The sequence below is a fragment of the Streptomyces sp. NRRL WC-3626 genome (genome assembly GCF_000718785.1).
Taxonomy (GTDB): Bacteria; Actinomycetota; Actinomycetes; order Streptomycetales; family Streptomycetaceae; genus Streptomyces; species Streptomyces edwardsiae.
The window spans coordinates 15430-36807 of the sequence record NZ_JOCA01000023.1; the positions used below are offsets into that span (position 1 = coordinate 15430).

A 21378-nucleotide genomic window follows, 5' to 3' on the forward strand; every position below is an offset into this window, starting at 1 on the left:
GGTCCACGGGGTGGGCGGCACCACCCCCGAGGAGATGCTCGACGACCCGCGCACGGTCCGGGTCACCGGCGACGACATCGCCGCCGTGTTCCGCCGCGCCGCCGACGCCGACGCCGACGCCGACGCCGAGCACCGGCCCGCCGCGTCACGCGAGGGGCCCGTTCCCGAGGCCTACGTCTGGTGCAACCTCACCTCCGGCAACGGCACCCGCGCGCTGTGGCTGCTGCTGCTCCCCTTCATGGTGGTCAACCTCGCCCACTGGATGCGCCCCACCGCCCACGGCCGCCGGCGCACCGTCCGGCTGTACGGGCTGCTGGTGCGGCTCGCCGGACTCAGCCTGACGGTGCTGTTCGTCGCGGCCGCCTGCGAGGTCGCCCTCGACCTGGCCGCCTGGCAGTGCGCGGGCACCCACGCGTGCGCCGAACGGCACTCCTGGCTCGGTTTCCTCTCACCCGGCCTCTCCGACGGCGGCTGGTGGAGCGCGCCCGGACGCCGGCTCGCCCTCGCGGCCCTCGTGCCCGCCGCCCTGACCGGTCTGCTGTGGTTCCTGTCCCTGCGCACCTGGAGCGCGTACGAGTCCCAGCAGCCGCTCACCCACGACGCCGAACCCGAGGAGGACGGGAGCCCCACCGCGCTGGGCCGCCCCGGATTCTGGTACGGCCGACGCCTGGTGGCCCGGCTGCGCGCCGCGCACACCGCCGCCGGACTGCTCACCGTCGCCGCCGCCGTCGGCTCCGCCGCCACCCGCCACGACCGCGAGCCGGGCGGCCCCGCCGTCCTGGCCGCTCTCGGCGCGGCCCTGGAGACGGCGCTCGTCGCGGGCGCGTGCGCGGTCGTGTGGGTGGTGTGCCGCCGGGGCCGCGCCGAACGCCGCCTCGACGACGGACTCGACCGGCGTTTGGTGCGGTACCTGCCGCTCGCCGCGCTGGTCCTGCTCCTCCTCACCCTTCTTTACGCCGGCTGGGACCGGCCCGGCTGGGAGTCGGCGGGCAGGCTGCCGGGCGACACCGCCTTCGGCGCCCTCGCCCTCGTCCAGGGCCTGCTGGTGATCGTGCTCGCCGGCGTCGCCCACGCCCTGCACCGCACCGACCCCGACCGGCGCGCCGCGATCCGGGGCCTGGCCGGTCCGGCCGTCGCCATGCTCGCCTGCGCGCTGGGCGGCGTGATGTCCGGCGGCGTGTCCCAGCGGGTCTCCGACTGGCTGGACGGCACCCGGACCTCGATCCCCGGACCGCCGGTACTGCTCACCTGGCAGGCGTCCGTGATCCCGCCGCTGCTCCTCCTGCTGCTCGCGCTGTGCGCCTGGCTCGCCCGCCGCGCCTGGGTGACGGCCCGCGTGGAACGGGCCGCCGTGGAGCGCGAGTACCCGGACGAGGCGGGCGACCCCGGCCGTACCCGCCGTATCGCCTCCGTGCGCGCCATGGCCGCGCTCACCGACCGCGGACCGCGCATCCTCGCCGTCACCTCCACGGCCACCCTGCTGCTCGGCGCCGGCGCCCTCGTCGGCGCCCTCACCACCGACCGGACACCCGGCGAGGCGGCACGCGGCTCGTACGCCGTCGTCCACGGCGCCGCCGAGACCGCGCAGGCGCTGGGCTCCTGGCTGATAGGACTCGGCTTCGTCCTCTTCGTCACCTGGGGCCGCCGCGCCTACAAGGACGCCTCCGCGCGGCGCACCATCGGCATCCTGTGGGACGTCGGCACCTTCTGGCCCCGCGCCGCCCACCCCTTCGCGCCGCCCTGCTACGCCGAGCGCGCCGTGCCCGACCTGACCTGGCGGATCGCCACCTGGACCCGGGCCACCGGCGGACGCCTGGTGCTCTCCGGCCACTCCCAGGGCAGCGTCCTCGCCGCCGCCGCGGCCTGGCAGCTCGCGCCGTCCACCCGCAGACGCGTCGCCCTGCTGACCTACGGCTCACCGCTGGAGCGGCTGTACGGCCGCTGGTTCCCGGCCCACTTCGGACCGGACGCGCTCACCTCCTTGCACCAGGAGGTCGACTGCTGGCGCAACCTCCACCGGCGCACCGACCCCATCGGCGGCCCGATGCGGCTGCCCGGCGACTGCGGCCCGGCCGTGGACCGCCCCGCGCTCCAGGACCCCCTCGCCTACGGCCGTACGGAGGCCCATCCGCTGCCCTCGCCGATCCTCGGCCACTCCGACTACCAGGCCGACCCGGCGTTCGCCGAGGAACGCCGGCGGCTGCTCGCCCGGCTGCGGCCGGACCTCCCGGCCCCGCGGCGGACCGGAGAGCCCGGGGACGCTCAGGGCAGTGCGGGCAGATCCCCGGCGTAGAGCAGCGTCAGATCGTCGGTGGTCGGCTCGTCGAGCTGGGCGACACGGCTCGCGTGCCGTTCGACCATCGCCTCGAAGGTCTGCCGCGCGGTGCGCCCGTTGCCGAACGCCGGCCCCTTGGGGATGCCGGCGAAGTACGACAGCACCGCCTCGTCGGCGCCCGGTGCCAGCCGGTACTCGTGCTCCTCGGCCTGCTGCCGCACGATCCGCAGCAACTCCTCGGGGTTGTAGTCGCCGAACGTGATGGTCCGCGAGAAACGGGACGCCACACCGGGGTTGACCGACAGGAACCGTTCCATCTCGGCCGTGTAACCGGCCACGATCACCACCACCGCGTCCCGCTGGTCCTCCATCAGCTTCACCAGCGTGTCGATGGCCTCCTTGCCGAAGTCGCGCCCGGCGTCCTCGGGGGAGAGGGCGTACGCCTCGTCGATGAACAGCACACCGCCGCGCGCCTTCTCGAACGCCTCCTGGGTGCGGATCGCCGTCGAGCCGATGTGCTCACCGACCAGGTCGACCCGGGACACCTCGACCAGATGCCCCTGCTCCAGCACGCCGAGCGAGGCGAGGATCTCGCCGTACAGCCGGGCCACGGTGGTCTTTCCGGTGCCGGGGGAGCCCGTGAACACCAGATGCCGCTTGACCGACGCCGCCTTCAGCCCGGCCCGCTGCCGGCGCCGGCCCACCTCGATCATGTCGGTGAGGGCGCGCACCTCGCGCTTGACGCTCTCCAGGCCCACCAGCGCGTCGAGTTCGCCCAGCACGGCCTTGGAGGTGCGGGTCTCCCGCTCCGGTTCGGGGGCCGCGGCGGGCGCTGCCGGCTCGGCCGGCCTGGCGGCGGGGACCGTGCTCAGCAGGCCGGTGGTGTGACTCACCGTCCGCACCGCGGCCGGCTCCGGCGACGCCGCCCGCAGACTGCCGCTCTCGTCGCTGGTGCAGTCCTCCGTGACGGGGCCGCCCGAGCCGGACGCCGCGTCGCCGTCGGCGAACTCGTAACCACCGCGCGCGCAGCGCTCCGTACGGCACTTCCGCAGCGTCGTACGGCTGCCGTCGATCACATGGAAGCCGTAGCCGCCGCTGCCCGTGACCCGGCAGTTCACGAAGGTGCCGCGGCCGCCGGCCGAGACGTAGACGCCGGCTTCGGCGGGGTTGTCGACGGTGCAGCGCTCGACGGTCGGGTCGGCGCCCTTGGTGACGATCACGCCGGTCTGTATGCCGTCCAGGGAACAGTTGGCGAGGGTGCCGCCGCTGCCGTGGTCGCGGAACCAGGCGCCCGTCGCCGCGTCCCGGATGCGGCAGTCGTCGAGCTGCGCGGTGGCACCGTCGCTCACCGACACGGCCGTGTTGCGCACCTGCGTCAGATCGCTGTCGACGACGTCCGCGCGGGAACCCCGGTCGAGCACGAACAGGGCGTCCGGCACGTCGTGCACCCGGCAGGAGTCCAGTACGGCGGTGGCGCCGTCGCTCACCCACACCGCCGGGTAGTCGCCGGTGCTGTCGAAGATCTCGCACTGGTTGGCGTCCACACGCGTACCCGGGTCCCACACCGACAGACCGTTGCGGCCGAACTGCCGCACGCTGGTGCGGGTCAGGGTCAGAACGGAGCGGGACCGCAGGTCGACGGCGTTCTCCGGGATGTCGTGGATACGGCAGTCGGCCAGCGTCAGTACCGCGTCCGTGTCGAGCGTGACCCCGTCCCCGGTCGTCCGGTGCACATCGCAGTCGGTGAGGTGCGCGGTGGCCCGGGAGGTCACCTGCACCCCGCTGCCCCGCACCTCGTAGACCTCGCAGCCCACCGCCTCCAGCGCCGAGTTCTCCCCGGTCGCGGTGAGTCCCGATCCGGAGGCGTGGTGCACCCGGCAGCGCTCCAGCCGGGGATGGGCGCCGCCGCGCACGGTGACGCCCGCCTGGCCGGCGGCGACCACCTCGCAGTCCTCGAACACCCCGCCCCCGCCGTCCAGTACGGCGATGCCGGCCCCCGCCGGATTGTCGACCGTGCAGCGGCGCACGGTGGGCCGGGCGCCGCCGCGCACCTCGATGCCAGCCGCGGACCGCGTGACCACGCGTATGTCCCGCAGTTCGGGCGTGCCCTCCTCGACCAGCAGGGCCGGGGCGGTGGTGTCCTGCCCCTCCACGTGCAGGTCCTGCACCACCGCCGAGGCACGCACGGTCAGCGGGACGCCGTCCGGGGGCGCGATGCGCACCGAGCCGGGCGAGCCCTCGGGGCCGCGCAGGGTCACCGCCCGCTGGACGACGAGGTTCTCCCGGTACGTCCCGGGAGCGACGGTGAGGACGTCGCCCTCGGCCGCGGCCTCCAGGGCGGCGGCGAGCGATGCGTACTCACCCGTGCGGCGGCGCCACCTCGATGTGCCGGTGTGCGTCACCTGGACCGTGCCCTGTGCCATGGCGTAGCTGTGCCCCCACCTTGTCGTACGTGGCTCGTTCGCGCGCGTGCTGCCGCCGATCGGTTCGGCCGGACCACCGTAGCGTGCGCACGGGCGCCGGGTTGACCAGAGCCGTCACCTCGTCGGGCGCCCGCCGTCCGGTCCGGACGGCGTCTACTGGCTGCCGGTGCCGGTCCTGCCCCAGTCCGGGCCCGCGTTGTCCCACGCCCGGTCCCAACGGGCGTACCGACGGCGGACCATGATCCCGACGATCAGCCGTCTGCAGCCCTCGACGAGCGCCGCGGTCACCAGAGCGGCGCCGACACCGGCGAGCACCGCGTGCGTGGTGGCCGTCGCGGCGTCCAGGGGGCGGGCGGCCGGGCGCCCCTGTCCGTCGGTCCATATCCGGACGCGGTCGCCGGGGCCGGGGTCGCTCAGGTGCGTCGGCACCGGTCCGCTCCGCCGGGTGCCGTCCGGCGCGGTCCAGTGGGCGAGGACGCGGTGACGCGGTTCCGCGCCGACGGTGATCTCCGGATCGGAGTCCAGCGGGGACGCGTCGAGCCTGCGCACCACGGTGGCCGTCACCAGGTGCCGCGACTGGTGCTGTGCGCGGACGGAACGCTGCAGGGCGTCCTGGGCGGCGCCTCCGGCGAGGGCCCCGGCGACCGGGGCGGCGACGAGGAGGAGCAGCATCGTCGTGAACGCCAGCCAGGCCTCGGCCAGGTCGGTGCCGCGGCGCAACGGGTTGTGCCGCCAGCGCCAGAGTCCGCTGATCGCTCGCACGGTCCGCACCCCCTTCCCCCGCGGGTCCCCTCACGGATCTCCCATGAAAGGCCAACGCGTGAACCGGCGGCCCGGTTCCCGGGTCCGGGCACGAGCCCGCCGCGGACAGCAGGACGCCGCCGGTCCGTGGACCGGCGGCGTCCTGAAGCGCGGAAGTCGGCGCTCTGCGAGGCGCATCCCCGTTCCCCGCCCTTGCGGGCGGGCGACCGATTCCCTCCCCGGGGGCAGCCGGAAGCAGCCTCATGACGTCCGGCGAATCGGCTGTGCGTGGGCACACCCGCGGGGCCGTGGTGCCGTAGGGCACCGACAGCCCCGGGCAGGCTCAGTACCCGCGGTACTGCTGGCTGTTGTACGGGTCCTGGTAGGGAGCGGGACCCGGCCGCGGAGCCGCGGGGCGCATCGCCTCGTAGCCGGCGGGCGGAGCCGGCCGCGGCGGCTGCGGCTGCGGGCCGGGGTAGCCGCGCGGCGCGCTCGCCTGCTGCGGGATGTACGCGGCGGGCGCCTGCTGCAGCGGGGCGGGCTGCGGCATCTGCGGGTAGCCGTAGGACGGCTGGGACGGAGCCGCCGGGAGGGCGGGCAACGCCGAGGGGAGGGCGGGCAGATGACTGACCGGTGCCTCGTACGCGGCGGGCACCCGGATCGGGGCGATCTGCGGGGTACCCCGCTCGGCGACGAGCGAGTCGTAGATCGGGGTGTCCGGGAAGGCAGCGGAGTAGTAGCCGCCGCCATAAGTGGAGCGGGGGGAGGTCATGGCCATAAGTTAAGCCCACGATGTGCTGGTTGGGGAGACCGATAAGAGGGTTGTTTTCCGTGCCGTCGGTGACTGGGGATCCCCAATACGAGCGAACTTGGGGAAAACGGGCACATCGGCAGGCGTATTTCGTGTAAAGGCCGAGTTCCGGGCCGGTTACCGGCGGTTGGCCACCGCTTCCCGCGCCCTCCCCATGGGAGTTCTCCGCGCGGGGGAATAGGTTGTGCGGACGAAGACCGACGGATGCTGCCGGGGCCTGGCCCGGCGCGGTGACACGTGATGGGGGCGGACATGTCAATGCCGAAGGGATCGAACACACCGGTGCCGGCCGCGGCACTGCGTGTGGAAGTGGGCCGGCGCTCCGGCCCCGGAATTCCCGACGCGGACGCCTCGGCGCTCCTGCTGGCCGCGGGCAAGGTCCGCTCCGACGACGACTTCGTCTTCTACAACCAGCCCCTCCACGCCTCCGGCGCCGTACGGCACGAGGGGAAGCGGGACGCCGGGGGGCGGGTCACCGACACGCTGCTGGTCGACCTCACGCGCGTGGAACCCGGTATCGAGACGGTGATCCTCGCCGCCTCCTGCGACGGCGGCACGTTCGGACAGGTCCCGGATCTGTCGATCGAGGTCAAGGACGCGGCGAACGGCACCGTGGCGGCCCGCTTCGACAGCACGGGCGCCACCACCGAGACCGCGTTCGTCCTCGGCGAGTTCTACCGACGCCAGGGGGCCTGGAAGTTCCGCGCCGTGGGCCAGGGCTACAGCAGCGGACTGGAGGGCCTCGCCACCGACTACGGCATCACGGTGGACGAGCCGCAGCGCCCCGCCGCGCCCCCTGCCGCCCCGCCGCCGCCCCCGGTGGCTCCGCCGGTCACCATGCCGGTCGCGCCGCCCCCGCCGGCCGCGCCCCCCGCACCGGTCCGGTTGACGAAGGTGACACTCACCAAGGCGGCCCCCTCCGTCTCGCTGACCAAGCAGGGCGGTACCTCGGGCGCCCTCCAGGTGAACCTCAACTGGGAGGTCCGCAAGCAGTTCTCGGGCTGGGCCGGCAAGCTGGGCCGTCCGGTCGCCATGCACTCCGACCTCGACCTCGACCTGTGCGCCCTGTTCGAACTCACCGACGGCCGCAAGGGCGTCGTCCAGGCCCTCGGCAACGCCTTCGGGGCACTGCACCAGCCTCCGTTCATCCACCTGGACGGCGACGACCGCACCGGTGCCGTGTCGAGCGGCGAGAACCTCACCGTCAACCTCGACCACAAGGACCGGTTCCGGCGCATCCTCGTGTTCGTCACCATCTACGAGGGCGCCCGCTCCTTCGCCGACCTGCACGCCACCGTCACGCTCCGGCCGCAGCACGGCGCACCGATCGACTTCTCCCTCGACGAGTGCACCGTCCCCTCGACCGTGTGCGCACTCGCCCTCATCACCAACACCGGCGGCGACCTCGTCGTCCAGCGCGAGGCCCGCTACCTGGTCCCCGAGCGCGGGGTGAGCCCGCAGCGCACCGTCGACTACGCCTACGGCTGGGGCATGAACTGGACCCCCGGCCGCAAGTGAGGGACCCGCACGCGGTCAGCCCTCGTCGGGCACGGCGTCCGGACGCGCGTAGGTGCGGCCCTTCCAGGCCGCACCACGCCCCCGGTGATGCAGCACCGCCGAGTCCACCGTCATCAGCAGGTACAGGAACGCGGTGAACGGCAGCAGGGGAGCGAGCCACAGCGGCTGCCGGTAGTAGCGGAGCATCGGGACGTACGTCCCCGACATCACCAGCCACGCCGCCGCTCCGAGGAGCACCGCGGCCCCGCTCCCCGCCACCGCGCCCACGGCCACCGCGACCGGCGGCACCAGATACACCAGCGCCAGCCCGGCGACCGTACCGGCCAGCAGCAGCGGACTGTGCCGCAGCTGCGCGTACGCGCTGCGCGACACCATGCGCCACAGATCGGCGAGCCGCGGATACGGGCGCACGCTGTCCACCCCGTCCGCCAGGCCCAGCCAGACCCGTCCGCCGCTCCCCTTCACCGCGCGGGCGAGTGCCACGTCGTCGATCACGGCCTGCCGGACGGCGTCCGGGATCCGCGCCCGTTCCGCTGCCTGTGCGCGGAGCAGCACACAGCCGCCCGCCGCGGCTGCCGTCCTGGTTCCCGCCCGCCCGATCCGCCGGAACGGGTACAGCTGGGCGAAGAAGTAGACGAACGCCGGGACGACCAGCCGCTCCCAGACGCTCTCCACCCGCAGCCGGGCCATCTGCGACACCACGTCGAACCCTCCGGTACGGGCCGCGGCCACCAGCCGGCGCAGACTGTCCGGGGCGTGCGCGATGTCGGCGTCCGTCAGCAGCAGATACTCGGGACCACGCGCGCGTGCCAGCCCGATACCGTGCCGCACCGCCCACAGCTTCCCGGTCCAGCCGGCCGGCGGCTCACCCGGCGAGCCCACCGTGAGCGGCAGCCCGCCGTGCCGCCGCGCGAGCGCCCGCGCGAGCTCCCCGGTGCCGTCCGTGCTGCCGTCGTCGACCAGGAAGACCTCGGCCCGGCCCGGATACTCCTGGGCGAGCAGCGAGGGCAGGCTCTCGGGCAGCACCGCCGCCTCGTCCCGCGCGGGGACCACCACTCCCACCGAGGGCCACTCCCGCGGGTCGCGGGACGGTGGCAGCCGCACATCCGTACGCCAGAAGAAGCCCTGGCAGAGCAGCAGCCACCCCCAGGCGGCGAGTGATCCGGCGGCACTCCACACAATGGCGCTCACCTGCCGCAGTCTGCCCCACGCAAGGGGCCCGGGGCCGCCCATCGACTATCGTGGCCGGGTGAAGATCGCGCTCATGGACTCCGGAATCGGTCTGCTGGCGGCCACCGCAGCGGTACGGCGTCTGCGCCCCGACGCCGATCTCGTCCTCTCCCTCGACCCCGACGGCATGCCCTGGGGGCCCAGGACACCGGAGGACCTCACCGAGCGCGCCCTCCTCGTCGCCGAGGCCGCGGCCGCACACCGGCCCGACGCGCTGATCGTCGGCTGCAACACCGCCACGGTGCACGCGCTCACCGCCCTGCGCGCCCGCCTCGAACCCGTGCTGCCGGTCGTCGGCACCGTCCCGGCGATCAAGCCGGCCGCGGCCGGCGGCGGACCGCTGGCCATCTGGGCCACCCCGGCCACCACCGGCAGCCCCTACCAGCGGGACCTGATCGAGAACTTCGCCGACGGCGTCACCGTCGCGGAGGTGCCCTGCTGGGGGCTCGCCGAGGCGGTGGAGCGGGCCGACGAGACGGCGATCGCCGCCGCTGTCGCGGCGGCGGCCGAACTCACCCCCGACGACGTCACGACCGTCGTCCTGGGCTGCACCCACTACGAACTGGTCGCCGAGCGCATCCGGGCCGCCGTACAGCGCCCCGGCCGGCCGCCGCTCGTCCTGCACGGCTCCGCCGGAGCCGTCGCCGCCCAGGCGCTGCGCCGGCTCGGCGAACAGCCCGCCCCCGAAGCGGCCGCGAGCGGCACCCTGACGGTGCTGCTCAGCGGACGCGAGGGCGCGCTGCCCACGGCCGCCCTCACCTACGCGGAGGGCAGACTGCTGGGGAGGGCCGCCGCCGCCCGGACGGCTCAGTAACGCCGTGCTGCGCGGTACCCGCCGAGCGGATTCTGAGTAACCTCAAAGCCATGAGGGACCAGCGGCACGGCGAGCACGCCCCGTACGAGGTCTGGACCGGTCGAGCGACCAACCGCCTCCAGTGGCTGCTCGCGCTGATCGGCGCGGCCTGTCTGGCGCTCGGCATCGCACTGGCCATCGACTCCCAGTGGAAGTCGGGCATCGCGCCGCTGGCCATGGCCGTCGTCGGATGCATCGCCGCCGGACTCCTCGTCCTCTTCGGCACCCTCGCGTTCGTGCACGTGGCGCTGCGGGTCGACGAGGACCATCTGGAGGTGCGCTGCGGCCACATCGGCGTGCCCCGCCGACGTATCCCGCTCGCCCATGTCGCGGGCGCGGAGTTCGCCCCGCACGTCACGCCCCGTCACTGGGGCGGCTGGGGGTACCGCTGGCGGCCCGAGAAGGGCACGGCGGTCGTCGTACGCCGGGGCGAGGGCATCATCCTGCGCCTGTGGGACGGCCACACCTTCACGGTGACGGTGGACGACGCGGAAGCGGCGGTCAGGGTCATCCGGGACCGCCTCCGCCCCCACGCCCCGGACCCCGCACCCTGATCCCCCCGCTCCACGACCCGTGGAACCCACCCCGCGCAGGGGTGGGTGCACGGTGCGGGGACGTGTGACGACGGGGCCAGGCGTCCACCGCCCCCTCGACCGTGCTGTCGGCCGCCACGTCGCCCGCCGTAGACTCCCGGAGTGACCGTCACCGCAACTTCCGTCGACGAGTCGGACCCGATGCCGCCGCAGACCACGCCCCCCGCGCGGGGCGGACGGCTCGTGCGCCTCGTCCCGGCCGCCGCAGCCGCGCTCTCGGGCCTGCTCCTCTATGTCAGCTTCCCGCCGCGCACCCTGTGGTGGCTGGCCGTGCCCGCCTTCGCCGTCTTCGGCTGGCTGCTGCGCGGCCGGAGCTGGAAGGCGGCCCTCGGCCTCGGCTACCTCTTCGGCCTCGGCTTCCTGCTGCCGCTGCTGGTGTGGACCGGCGTGGAGGTCGGCCCCGGCCCGTGGATCGCCCTCGTGGTGATCGAGGCGGTCTTCGTCGCACTGGTCGGCGCCGGTGTCGCCGCGGTGTCCGCACTCCCCGGATGGCCGGTGTGGGCGGCGGCCCTGTGGATCGCCGGCGAGGCGGTACGCGCGCGTGCGCCGTTCCACGGCTTCCCCTGGGGCAAGATCGCCTTCGGTCAGGCCGACGGCGTCTTCCTGCCGCTGGCCGCCCTCGGCGGCACCCCCGTCCTCGGCTTCGCCGTCGTCCTGTGCGGTTTCGGGCTCTACGAGATCGTCCGCCTGGCCCTCGACGCCCGGCGCACCAAAACCCTGCGACGGGCCGCCGCCGCCATCGGCGCGCTGAGCGTCGTCGTACCGCTGCTGGGCGCCTTCGCCGCCCGGTCGCTGGTCAGCGACGAGCCCGAGGCCGGCACCACGACCGTCGCCGTCATCCAGGGCAACGTGCCCCGGCTCGGCCTGGACTTCAACTCCCAGCGGCGCGCCGTCCTCGACTACCACGCACGCGAGACCGAGCGCCTGGCCGCCGACGTCGCGGCCGGCAGGGCCGAGCGGCCCGACATCGTGCTGTGGCCGGAGAACTCCTCCGACATCGACCCCTTCGCCAACGCCGACGCGCGCGACGTCATCGACCGCGCCGCCAAGGCCGTCGGCGCGCCCATCTCGGTCGGCGGCGTGGTCGACCGGGACGGCAGACTGCTCAACGAGCAGATCCTGTGGGACCCGGAGAAGGGACCCGTCGACACCTACGACAAACGGCAGATCCAGCCCTTCGGCGAGTACCTCCCGCTGCGCTCGCTCGTGGGGGCGATCAACGAGGAATGGACGTCGATGGTCCGCCAGGACTTCAGCCGCGGCACCGAGCCGGGCGTCTTCGACATGAACGGCGCCGGCGTCGGCCTCGTCACCTGCTACGAGGCCGCCTTCGACTGGGCGGTGCGCGACACGGTCACCGCAGGCGCCCAGCTGATCTCGGTCCCCAGCAACAACGCCACCTTCGGCCGCAGCGAGATGACCTACCAGCAGCTCGCCATGTCCCGTGTACGGGCCGTGGAGCACAGCCGCGCCGTCACGGTACCGGTGACCAGCGGGGTCAGCGCGGTCATCATGCCCGACGGGAAGATCACACAGAGGACCGGCATGTTCGTCGCCGACTCGCTGGTGGCGGAGGTGCCGCTGCGCACCTCCGAGACGCCGGCCACCCGTCTCGGCATCCTCCCGGAGATCGCCCTCGTCCTGGTCGCCGCCGGCGGGCTGGGCTGGGCCGTCGCCGCCGGAGTGCGCGGGCGACGCGCCGGTGACGTGCGGTAGTACGCCCGCCGCACGCCCCCCGAAGTGCGGGGGAGGGCCCTGACCGGCCCGTTAGGGTCGGCGCATGGCTACTCCAGACTTCATCCGCACCCTGCGCGCCTCCGCCGGTCACCAGTTGCTCTGGCTCCCCGGAGTCACCGCCCTCGTCTTCGACGACGACGGCAGAGTCCTGCTGAACCGCCGGACCGACACCCGCAAGTGGTCGGTGCTCGGCGGCATCCCCGAACCCGGGGAGCAGCCCGCGGCCTGCGCCGTGCGGGAGGTCGAGGAGGAGACCGCCGTACGCTGCGCCGTCGAGCGGGTCGTCCTGGTGCAGGCGCTCGACCCGGTGACGTACGAGAACGGCGACGTCTGCCAGTACATGGACATCACCTTCCGCTGCCGTGCCCTCGGCGGCGAGGCACGGGTCAACGACGACGAGTCCCTGGACGTCGGCTGGTTCGCCGTGGACGCGCTGCCGAAACTGAACGAGTTCGCGCGCTTTCGGATCAAGCAGGCCATGTCCGACGCACCCACATGGTTCGACCCCACTGGTATCGGCTGAACTGTAGGGCTCGACCACATGGGGTGCCGCAGGGGTGCTGCCTAGGGTCGGGACATGACCGTGCCCCGTGCCCTTCCGGCCCTCCACGCCACCCCGCTCGACCTCGGTGGCCGTACCGCCCTCGTCACCGGCGCCGCCGGCGGCATCGGCCGCGCCTGCGCGCTGCGGCTGGCGGCCGCCGGGGCCGAGGTCAGAGCCGTCGACCGGGACGCCGCGGGACTGGAGACGCTCGCCGGGGCGGCCCGGGACCTCGAGGGCGCCGTCGAACCGCACGTCCTCGACCTCACCGACCTCGACGCCGCCGAACGCGCCGCCGCAGGCACCGACGTGCTGGTCAACAACGCCGGCCTCCAGTTGGTCCGCCCCATCGAGGAGTTCCCGCCCGACGTCTTCCACACGGTTCTCACCGTGATGCTGGAGGCCCCCTTCCGGCTCATCCGGGGCGCCCTGCCCCATATGTACGGCCAGGGCTGGGGCCGCATCATCAACGTCTCCTCGGTCCATGGACTGCGCGCCTCTGCCTATAAGTCCGCCTATGTGGCCGCCAAACACGGCCTCGAGGGACTGTCCAAAACCACCGCCCTCGAAGGCGCGCCCCATGGCGTCACCTCCAACTGTGTGAACCCCGCCTATGTGCGCACCCCACTGGTCGAGCAGCAGATCACCGACCAGGCGCTGGCCCACGGCATCCCCGAGGACCGTGTGCTGACCGAGGTGATGCTGCGGGACAGCGCCGTACGACGGCTCATCGAACCGGAGGAGGTCGCCGAGGCGGTGGCCTACCTGTGCGGCCCGCAGTCGTCCTTCGTCACCGGCACCTCACTGGTGCTGGACGGCGGCTGGACCGCGCACTGAGCCGTCGGACGTCAGCGGCCGGCCGCCGTCCGGCGAAGGTTGTCCACAGGCCTGACGGCGCGGCCGCGGTATGGGGAATCCTGTGAGCATGTCCCGCGATCACGTGCAGTCCGCCGAGCGTTCCGCCCCCGCTGCCGGAGCGCCGGGCCGGGCACACCCCGACCCCGGCCCCGCCACCGGCAGCGCCGAGACGCCGTTCCTGGAGCTGCTGGCCCGCGGCGCCTCCGTCGAGGCGTACGAGCAGCCGGTGCTGCTCGCCCGCGCCGAGGGACTGCCCGCCGAGCGGATCACCGCGCTCCAGCAGGCCGCGGTGCTCGCCCTGCGCGTAAGCGCGGAGCTGGAGGGACGCCGCCGCCGGGAGGCCGAGCTGTCCGCCCTCTTCGAGACCGCCCACGACCTCGCGGGACTGCGCGACCTGGACGCCGTGCTCCAGGCGATCGTCCAGCGCGCCCGCTCCCTGCTCGGCACCGACGTCGCCTACCTCAGCCTCAACGACCCGGCCAGGGGCGACACCCACATGCGGGTCACCGAGGGCTCGGTCGCCGCCCGCTTCCAGCAGCTGCGCCTCGGCATGGGGGAGGGGCTCGGCGGCCTGGTCGCCCAGACGGCCCGCCCGTACGTCACCGAGGACTACTTCCGCGACGAACGCTTCCAGCACACCCGCACCATCGACACCGGTGTGCGGGACGAGGGACTCGTCGCCATCCTCGGCGTGCCGCTGATGCTCGGACACCACGTCATCGGCGTCCTGTTCGCCGCGGACCGGCGGGCCAGGGTCTTCGAGCGCGGGCAGATCGCCCTGCTCGGTTCCTTCGCCGCCCTCGCCGCGGCCGCCATCGACACCGCGAATCTGCTCGCCGAGACCCGTTCGGCCCTCGCCGGACTGGAACACGCCAACGAGATCATCAAGGACCGCAGCGCCGTCATCGAGCGCGCCTCCGACGTCCACGACCGGCTGGCCGAACTGGTCCTGCGCGGCGGCGGGGTGCACGACGTGGCCGCCGCCGTCTCCCAGGTCCTCGACGGCACGGTGCGGTTCACCGAGGCCGCCGAGGCACCCGCCGGCGCCCTCGAGTCCTCACGCGCGGAAGGCCACGCGGTACGGCACCGGGACGACTGGATCGCCGCCGTGACCGCCGGCGACGAACTCCTCGGCGCGCTCGTCCTGCGCGGCCACCCCGGGCTCGACCCCGTCGACCAGCGCACACTGGAACGCGCGGCCATGGTCACCTCACTGCTGCTGCTCGCCCGCCGCTCCGCAGCCGAGGCCGAACAGCGGGTCCGCGGCGAACTGCTCGACGACCTGCTCGACGCACGCGACCGCGACCCCCGCCTGCTGCGCGAACGCGCGGCCCGGCTGGGCGCCGACCTCGACGCCACCCACGCCGTGCTCGCCGCCCGCCTGGAGGGCGGCACCGCCGACGCCGACCAGGAGGCCGACGCCCGCAGACGGCTGTGGGCCGCCGCCTCCCACCTCGCGGCCACCCGGCAGGGCCTCGCCGCCGCCCGCGACGGCGGCACCGTCCTCCTGCTCCCCCTCACCGTCGGCGACAGCGCCACCGGCCTGGCCCGCCGCACCGCCCGCGACCTGGGCGGGGCCGTCCACGAACCGGTCACCGTCGGCGCGTCCGCCCCCGTCGAACACCTCACCGCCCGCCCCGACACCGTGGCCTCGGCCTACGCGGAGGCCCGCCGCTGCCTCGACGCCCTGCGCCTTCTCGGCCGCCCCGGCGACGGCTCCGCCGCCGAGGACTTCGGATTCCTCGGGCTGCTGCTGGCCGGCGAACGGGACATCACCGGCTTCGTGACCCGCACCATCGGCCAGGTCGTGGCGTACGACCGACGACGCGGCACCGAACTGCTGCGCACTCTCGACGCCTACTTCGCCTGCGGCATGAGCCCGGCCCGCACCAAGGACGAACTCCACGTCCACGTCAACACGGTCGCCCAGCGACTGGAGCGGGTCGGCCGTCTCCTCGGCGACGACTGGCAGAGCCCCGCCCGCGCCCTGGAGATCCAGCTCGCCCTGCGCCTGCACCGACTGTCCGCACAGCCCTGACCCCCGTACGCGCGGAGCGTACGGGGGCCGTATGGCCGTACCCGATCAGAAGGTCCGCGCGGCCGGGGTCCTCCCGACGGACCGCTCCCCGTCGGCGGACGGAGCCACGTCCGCCAGATCCCGGTGCCTGGTCTCCTTCGCCACCGCCACGGCGACGACCGTCAGCAGACTCGCCGCGATGACGTACAGCGCGATCGGGGTGGAGCTGCCGTGGTCCGCCAGCAGCGCGGTGGCGATCAGCGGCGCCGGAGCGCCCGCCGCGACCGAGGCGAACTGGGCGCCGATGGAGGCACCGGAGTAGCGCATCCGGGTCGCGAACATCTCGGAGAAGAAGGCGGCCTGCGGCGCGTACATCGCCCCGTGCAGCACCAGACCCACGGTCACCGCCAGCAGCAGGCTGCCGAAACCACCGGTGTCGATCAGCGCGAAGAACGGGAACATCCACAGCCCCACCCCGATCGCGCCGATCAGATACACCGGACGCCGTCCGAGCCGGTCCGACAGCGCGCCCCAGGCCGGGATGACGGCGAAGTGGACCGCCGAGGCGATGAGCACCGCGTTGAGCGCGGTCTGTTTCGAGACCCCCGCGGACGTGGTCGCGTAGACCAGGATGAACGCGGTGATCACGTAGTAGCTGATGTTCTCCGCCATCCGGGCGCCCATCGCCACCAGCACATCCCGCCAGTGGTGCCGCAGCACCGCCACGACCGGCATCCGCTCCGGGCCGGCGTCCGCCTCGCGGGCCTCGGCCCGCTCCAGCGCCTGCTTGAACACCGGCGACTCGTCGACGGAGAGACGAATCCACAGACCGACGATCACCAGTACCCCGGACAGCAGGAACGGGACCCGCCAGCCCCACGCCCCGAACGCCGACTCCGACAGCACGGCGGTCAGCAGCGACAGCACACCGGTCGCCAGCAACTGCCCCGCGGGCGCGCCGGTCTGCGGCCACGAGGCCCAGAACCCGCGCCGCCGGGCGTCACCGTGCTCGGACACCAGCAGCACGGCCCCGCCCCACTCACCGCCGAGCGCGAACCCCTGAACCAGCCGCAGCACGGTGAGCAGCACGGGCGCGGCACTTCCGACGGTCGCGTGCGTGGGCAGCAGCCCGATCGCGAACGTCGCCCCGCCCATCATCAGCAGACTCAGCACCAGCAGTTTCTTGCGCCCGAGCCGGTCCCCGTAGTGCCCGAAGACCAACGCCCCGAGCGGCCGCGCGGCGAACCCGACGGCGTACGTCAGGAACGACAGCAGCGTGCCGACGAGCGGATCGGAGTCCGGGAAGAACAGCTTGTTGAAGACGAGCGCGGCGGCGGAACCGTAGAGGAAGAAGTCGTACCACTCGATGGTGGTGCCGATGAGGGACGCGGCGACGATGCGCTTGAGGTTGTTCGGAGCTGGTGGAGCGGTTGCGGGCGACGACATCGGCACCACTTCCTGGGGTGTGACGGGGACGTTTGCGTGTCGCCACACCGTAGGAATCCGCAGGTCAGGCGCACATGTGGCGAGACAACATAGTTCGAGGGTTCGCTATGCGTGCGGCCACCATGCCGGCTCATGGAAAGGCGGTTCAGGGGATCGATGGTGGCCGAAACGCAGCGAGCCGTCGGCTCCAGTTCCTGCTGCTGTGAAGCGGCTCACTCGCCCCCAGTCCCTACTCGCGGGTAGGGGCAAAGAGCGTATGAGTTCCGTCAAAACGCGCGGTCCTGTCGTAAGGGAGCCGTCAACGGACGCCTCGATCCGGTCGCAGAGGGGCTTTTCTTTTCTCGTCCGTTTCAACCGAACCTCATTACAGGAGTTCGCGATGGCCGATCTGGCCTTCGTCGTCACCACGCTCGTGGGTTTTGCGCTGGTGGCCCTTGTCGCCAAGGGGGTGACGAAGCTGTGACCGCCGAGAACGTCGTCGGCCTGGTCGTGGCCGTCGCCCTGCTGGGCTATCTCGTCCTCGCCCTGATCTTCCCGGAGAGGTTCTGAGAACAGCATGGGTCCCGTAACCGCCGGCCTGCTCCAACTGCTCGCACTGATAGGCGCGCTGGCACTCGTCCACATCCCTCTTGGCACCTACATGGCCAGGGTCTACTCCTCGAAGCGGCACCTTCGGGTCGAGAAGTGGATCTACGAGGGCATCGGTGCCGACCCCGACACCGGGATGCGCTGGCCCGCGTACCTGCGCGGCGTTCTCGCCTTCTCCCTGGCCGGCGTCCTCTTCCTCTATGCCCTCCAGCGGCTCCAGGGCGTCCTGCCCGGCTCGCTGGGATTCGCCTCGATCGACCCGGACCAGGCGTTCAACACCGCCGTGTCGTTCGTGACCAACACCAACTGGCAGTCGTACTACGGCGAGCAGGCCATGGGCCACGTCGTGCAGACCGCCGGTCTGGCGGTGCAGAACTTCGTCTCCGCGGCCGTGGGCATGGCCGTCGCGGTGGCGCTCGTGCGCGGGTTCGCGCGCTCCCGCACTGGTGAGCTGGGCAACTTCTGGGCCGATTTGGTGCGCGGTGTGGTGCGCGTCCTGGTGCCGCTGGCGGCCGTCGGCGCGGTCGTCCTGGTGGCGTGCGGGGTGATCCAGAACTTCTCCGGCATCCACGAGGTCGGCCAGTTCACGGGCGGCACGCAGGAGTGGAACGGGGGCGCGGTGGCCTCGCAGGAGGCCATCAAGGAGCTGGGCACCAACGGTGGCGGCTACTTCAACGCCAACTCCGCCCACCCGTTCGAGAACCCCACCCCGTTCTCCAACCTCTTCGAGATCTTCCTGATCCTGTTGATCCCGTTCTCGGTCACCCGGACCTTCGGCCTGATGGTCGGCTCGGTCAAGCAGGGCTATGCGATCCTCGCCACCATGGCCACCATCTGGCTGGGTTTCGTCGCGCTGATGATGTGGACCGAGTTCTCCCACCACGGCCCGGCCTACGAGCTCGCGAACGGGGCGATGGAGGGCAAGGAGGTCCGGTTCGGCATCGGAGGCTCGTCGATCTTCGCGGTGTCGACCACGCTCACGTCCACCGGCGCGGTGGACTCCTTCCACTCCTCCTTCACCGGCCTGGGCGGAGGCATCACCATGCTCGGCATGATGCTGGGCGAGATCGCGCCCGGCGGCGTGGGCTCCGGTCTCTACGGCATGCTGATCATGGCGGTCATCGCGGTGTTCGTCGCCGGTCTGATGGTCGGCCGCACGCCCGAGTACCTGGGCAAGAAGATCGGCACCCGCGAGATCAAGCTGGCGGCTCTGTACATCCTGGTCACCCCGGCGCTCGTGCTGGTCTTCACCGCCGTTGCGATGGCGTTGCCGACCCCGGCGAACTCCATGACCAACAGTGGTGCGCACGGGTTCTCCGAGGTCCTGTACGCCTACGCATCCGCCTCGAACAACAACGGCTCGGCCTTCGCCGGTCTCAACGCGGACACCCAGTGGTTCAACACCACGCTCGGCATCGTGATGCTGCTGGGCCGGTTCGTGCCGATGGCGTTCGTGCTGGCGCTCGCGGGATCGCTGGCGGAGCAGAGGCCGGTTCCGGTCACCGCGGGCACCCTGCGCACCGAGAAGCCGCTGTTTACCGGCCTGTTGGTGGGCGCGATTCTCATCATCACCGGTCTGACCTACTTCCCGGCCCTCGCGCTGGGCCCGCTGGCCGAGGGGCTGGCGGCATGAGCACCGGCACACAGAAGCAGGACCCCATGTCCACTCCCACCCTTGCGCCCCGCCAGGACGCACCCACCGGACACAAGGCCCCCGAGGGTCGCGTCGGCGCCGGCCTCTTCGACCCCGCGCAGCTGGTGAAGTCGCTGCCGGACGCGTTCCGTAAGCTGGACCTGCGGGTGATGGTCAAGTCGCCGGTGATGTTCGTGGTCCTCGTCGGCTCCGTGCTGACGACGGTCTTCTCCTTCAAGGACCCGGGCGACTGGCTCGGCTGGACGATCAGCGCCTGGCTCTGGCTGACCGTGCTCTTCGCGAACCTCGCCGAGGCGGTCGCCGAGGGCCGCGGCAAGGCGCAGGCGGACACGCTGCGCAAGGCCAAGACCGACTCCGCGGCGCGCAAGGCCGACGGGACCGTGATCCCCGGCACCGAGCTCGAGGTCGGCGACCTCGTCGTCTGCGAGGCCGGTGACGTCATTCCGGGTGACGGCGACGTCGTCGAGGGTGTGGCCTCGATCGACGAGTCGGCGATCACGGGGGAGTCGGCTCCAGTCATCCGGGAGTCCGGTGGCGACCGCTCGGCAGTCACCGGCGGTACGAGGGTTCTCTCCGACCGGATCGTCATCAGGATCACGACGAAGCCGGGTGAGACCTTCATCGACCGGATGATCAATTTGGTCGAGGGCGCGGCCCGGCAGAAGACGCCGAACGAGATCGCGCTGAACATCCTGCTCGCCTCGCTGACGATCGCCTTCCTGCTGGCGGTGGCGACCCTGCCGCCGTTCGCGGACTACGCCGGCTCCGAACTCGGCATGGTCGTGCTGGTCGCCCTGCTGGTCTGCCTGATCCCCACCACCATTGGCGCGCTGCTCTCCGCCATCGGCATCGCGGGCATGGACAGACTCGTGCAGAGCAATGTCCTGGCGATGTCCGGGCGGGCGGTCGAGGCCGCCGGTGACGTCTCCACACTGCTGCTGGACAAGACCGGCACCATCACGCTCGGCAACCGCCGGGCCGCCGCATTCGTGCCGGTGCGCGGGACGACGGAGGCCGAGGTCGCCGACGTCGCCCAGCTGTCGTCGCTGGCCGACGAGACGCCCGAGGGCCGCTCGATCGTCGTACTGGCGAAGGAGAAGTACGGGTTGCGCGAGCGGCAGCAGGGCGAGCTGGTGGGCGCCGAGTGGATCGCCTTCACCGCCCAGACCCGTATGTCGGGTGTGGACGTCGACGGGCGCAAGGTCCGCAAGGGCGCGGCCGGCTCGGTCATCGCCTGGGTTGAGGAGCGCGGCGGTCAGGTTCCCGGGGACGCCGGCACCGTCGCCAATCGCATCTCGGAGGCCGGCGGCACCCCGCTGCTGGTCGCGGTCGAGGACACCGACGGCGCACGGGTCCTGGGTGTCATCCACCTCAAGGATGTCGTCAAGGACGGCATGCGCGAGCGGTTCCAGGAACTGCGCCGCATGGGCATCAAGACGATCATGATCACAGGTGACAACCCGCTGACCGCGAAGGCGATCGCCGACGAGGCGGGCGTCGACGACTTCCTCGCCGAAGCCACTCCCGAAGACAAAATGGCCCTCATAAAACGGGAGCAGGCGGGCGGCAAGCTGGTCGCGATGACCGGCGACGGCACCAACGACGCGCCCGCGCTGGCGCAGGCGGACGTCGGCGTGGCGATGAACACCGGTACGTCGGCCGCCAAGGAGGCCGGCAACATGGTCGACCTCGACTCCAACCCGACCAAGCTCATCGAGATCGTCGAGATCGGCAAGCAGTTGCTGATCACCAGAGGCGCGCTGACCACGTTCTCCATCGCCAACGACGTCGCGAAGTACTTCGCGATCATCCCGGCACTGTTCGCGGCCGTCTACCCGAGCCTGGACAAGCTCAACATCATGAACCTGTCCTCGCCGGACTCCGCGATCCTCTCCGCAGTGATCTTCAACGCGCTGATCATCATCGCGCTGGTGCCGTTGTCCCTGAAAGGTGTGCGTTACCGACCGGTCAGCGCCGACAGGATGCTCCGGCGAAACCTCGGGATCTACGGCCTCGGTGGTCTGGTCGCGCCCTTCATCGGCATCAAGCTCATCGACCTCCTCCTCTCCCTCATCCCCGGAATCGGCTGATCA

At 72.5% G+C, this 21378-nt stretch carries 17 protein-coding genes; 12 read left to right on the forward strand and 5 right to left on the reverse strand.

From position 1 onward, the window contains the following. Window positions 1-34: 34 nt before the first annotated feature. Entirely contained in the window at window positions 35-2293 is a 2259-nt protein-coding gene (locus IF28_RS0128195) for a hypothetical protein (RefSeq protein ID WP_234325373.1), read from the forward strand. Here the strand turns inward: IF28_RS0128195 and IF28_RS0128200 are convergent. The 3 genes from IF28_RS0128200 to IF28_RS0128210 all read right to left on the reverse strand — a co-directional run bounded on the left by IF28_RS0128200 (window position 2263) and on the right by IF28_RS0128210 (window position 6211). Further along, window positions 2263-4698, reverse strand: a complete 2436-nt coding sequence (locus IF28_RS0128200) for a right-handed parallel beta-helix repeat-containing protein (RefSeq protein WP_030225828.1) — start codon at window positions 4696-4698, stop codon at window positions 2263-2265. The genes IF28_RS0128195 and IF28_RS0128200 overlap by 31 nt on opposite strands. 153 nt (window positions 4699-4851) lie before the next feature. After that, window positions 4852-5460 (reverse strand): hypothetical protein, encoded by a 609-nt coding sequence (locus tag IF28_RS0128205; protein ID WP_030225833.1) that lies wholly within the window; start codon window positions 5458-5460, stop codon window positions 4852-4854. A 322-nt stretch (window positions 5461-5782) separates the two neighbouring features. Beyond that, on the reverse strand, window positions 5783-6211 hold the full coding sequence (locus IF28_RS0128210) for a DUF6643 family protein (protein WP_030225834.1): 429 nt from the start codon (window positions 6209-6211) through the stop codon (window positions 5783-5785). Between the two features lie 297 nt (window positions 6212-6508). On the opposite strand from IF28_RS0128210, the gene IF28_RS0128215 reads away from it, so the two are divergent. After that, window positions 6509-7768, forward strand: a complete 1260-nt coding sequence (locus tag IF28_RS0128215) for a TerD family protein (protein ID WP_030225835.1) — start codon at window positions 6509-6511, stop codon at window positions 7766-7768. A 15-nt stretch (window positions 7769-7783) separates the two neighbouring features. Here the strand turns inward: IF28_RS0128215 and IF28_RS0128220 are convergent, their stop codons facing one another. Then, window positions 7784-9001, reverse strand: coding sequence for a glycosyltransferase (locus tag IF28_RS0128220; protein ID WP_051713913.1), 1218 nt, complete (start codon window positions 8999-9001; stop codon window positions 7784-7786). A gap of 16 nt (window positions 9002-9017) precedes the next feature. Here IF28_RS0128220 and IF28_RS0128225 point away from each other — a divergent pair, with 16 nt between their 5' ends. From IF28_RS0128225 to IF28_RS0128250, 6 genes are all read left to right on the forward strand, one after another. Next, window positions 9018-9812 (forward strand): glutamate racemase, encoded by a 795-nt coding sequence (locus IF28_RS0128225; RefSeq protein WP_030225839.1) that lies wholly within the window; start codon window positions 9018-9020, stop codon window positions 9810-9812. A gap of 50 nt (window positions 9813-9862) precedes the next feature. Then, entirely contained in the window at window positions 9863-10405 is a 543-nt protein-coding gene (locus tag IF28_RS0128230) for a hypothetical protein (RefSeq protein WP_030225840.1), read from the forward strand. A gap of 141 nt (window positions 10406-10546) precedes the next feature. Next, window positions 10547-12160, forward strand: a complete 1614-nt coding sequence (lnt, locus tag IF28_RS0128235) for an apolipoprotein N-acyltransferase (RefSeq protein WP_030225841.1) — start codon at window positions 10547-10549, stop codon at window positions 12158-12160. Window positions 12161-12224: 64 nt separating this feature from the next. Then, window positions 12225-12704 carry an NUDIX hydrolase gene (locus tag IF28_RS0128240; protein WP_030225842.1) on the forward strand — a complete coding sequence of 160 codons (480 nt, stop codon included), beginning with the start codon at window positions 12225-12227 and terminating at the stop codon, window positions 12702-12704. 54 nt (window positions 12705-12758) lie between these two features. Then, window positions 12759-13559, forward strand: a complete 801-nt coding sequence (locus IF28_RS0128245) for a 3-hydroxybutyrate dehydrogenase (protein ID WP_030225843.1) — start codon at window positions 12759-12761, stop codon at window positions 13557-13559. An 88-nt stretch (window positions 13560-13647) separates the two neighbouring features. Further along, on the forward strand, window positions 13648-15618 hold the full coding sequence (locus tag IF28_RS0128250; protein ID WP_030225844.1) for a helix-turn-helix domain-containing protein: 1971 nt from the start codon (window positions 13648-13650) through the stop codon (window positions 15616-15618). Between the two features lie 45 nt (window positions 15619-15663). On the opposite strand, the gene IF28_RS0128255 is transcribed toward IF28_RS0128250, so the two are convergent. Beyond that, a complete protein-coding gene (locus IF28_RS0128255; protein WP_030225845.1) occupies window positions 15664-17043 on the reverse strand; it encodes an MFS transporter in 1380 nt (459 codons plus the stop codon). A 256-nt stretch (window positions 17044-17299) separates the two neighbouring features. Between IF28_RS0128255 and IF28_RS39285 the strand changes: the two genes are divergently transcribed. The 4 genes from IF28_RS39285 to kdpB are packed head-to-tail and all read left to right on the forward strand — an operon-like array spanning window position 17300 to window position 21375. Beyond that, on the forward strand, window positions 17300-17506 hold the full coding sequence (locus IF28_RS39285; RefSeq protein ID WP_158713721.1) for a hypothetical protein: 207 nt from the start codon (window positions 17300-17302) through the stop codon (window positions 17504-17506). Next, on the forward strand, window positions 17503-17592 hold the full coding sequence (gene kdpF / locus IF28_RS37300) for a K(+)-transporting ATPase subunit F (RefSeq protein ID WP_009326374.1): 90 nt from the start codon (window positions 17503-17505) through the stop codon (window positions 17590-17592). Before IF28_RS39285 ends, kdpF begins: the two co-directional genes overlap by 4 nt. A gap of 7 nt (window positions 17593-17599) precedes the next feature. Continuing rightward, window positions 17600-19264, forward strand: coding sequence for a potassium-transporting ATPase subunit KdpA (gene kdpA / locus IF28_RS0128270; protein WP_030225846.1), 1665 nt, complete (start codon window positions 17600-17602; stop codon window positions 19262-19264). Then, window positions 19261-21375 (forward strand): potassium-transporting ATPase subunit KdpB, encoded by a 2115-nt coding sequence (gene kdpB / locus IF28_RS0128275; RefSeq protein ID WP_030225850.1) that lies wholly within the window; start codon window positions 19261-19263, stop codon window positions 21373-21375. The genes kdpA and kdpB overlap by 4 nt, the downstream gene beginning before the upstream one ends. Window positions 21376-21378: the final 3 nt, after the last annotated feature.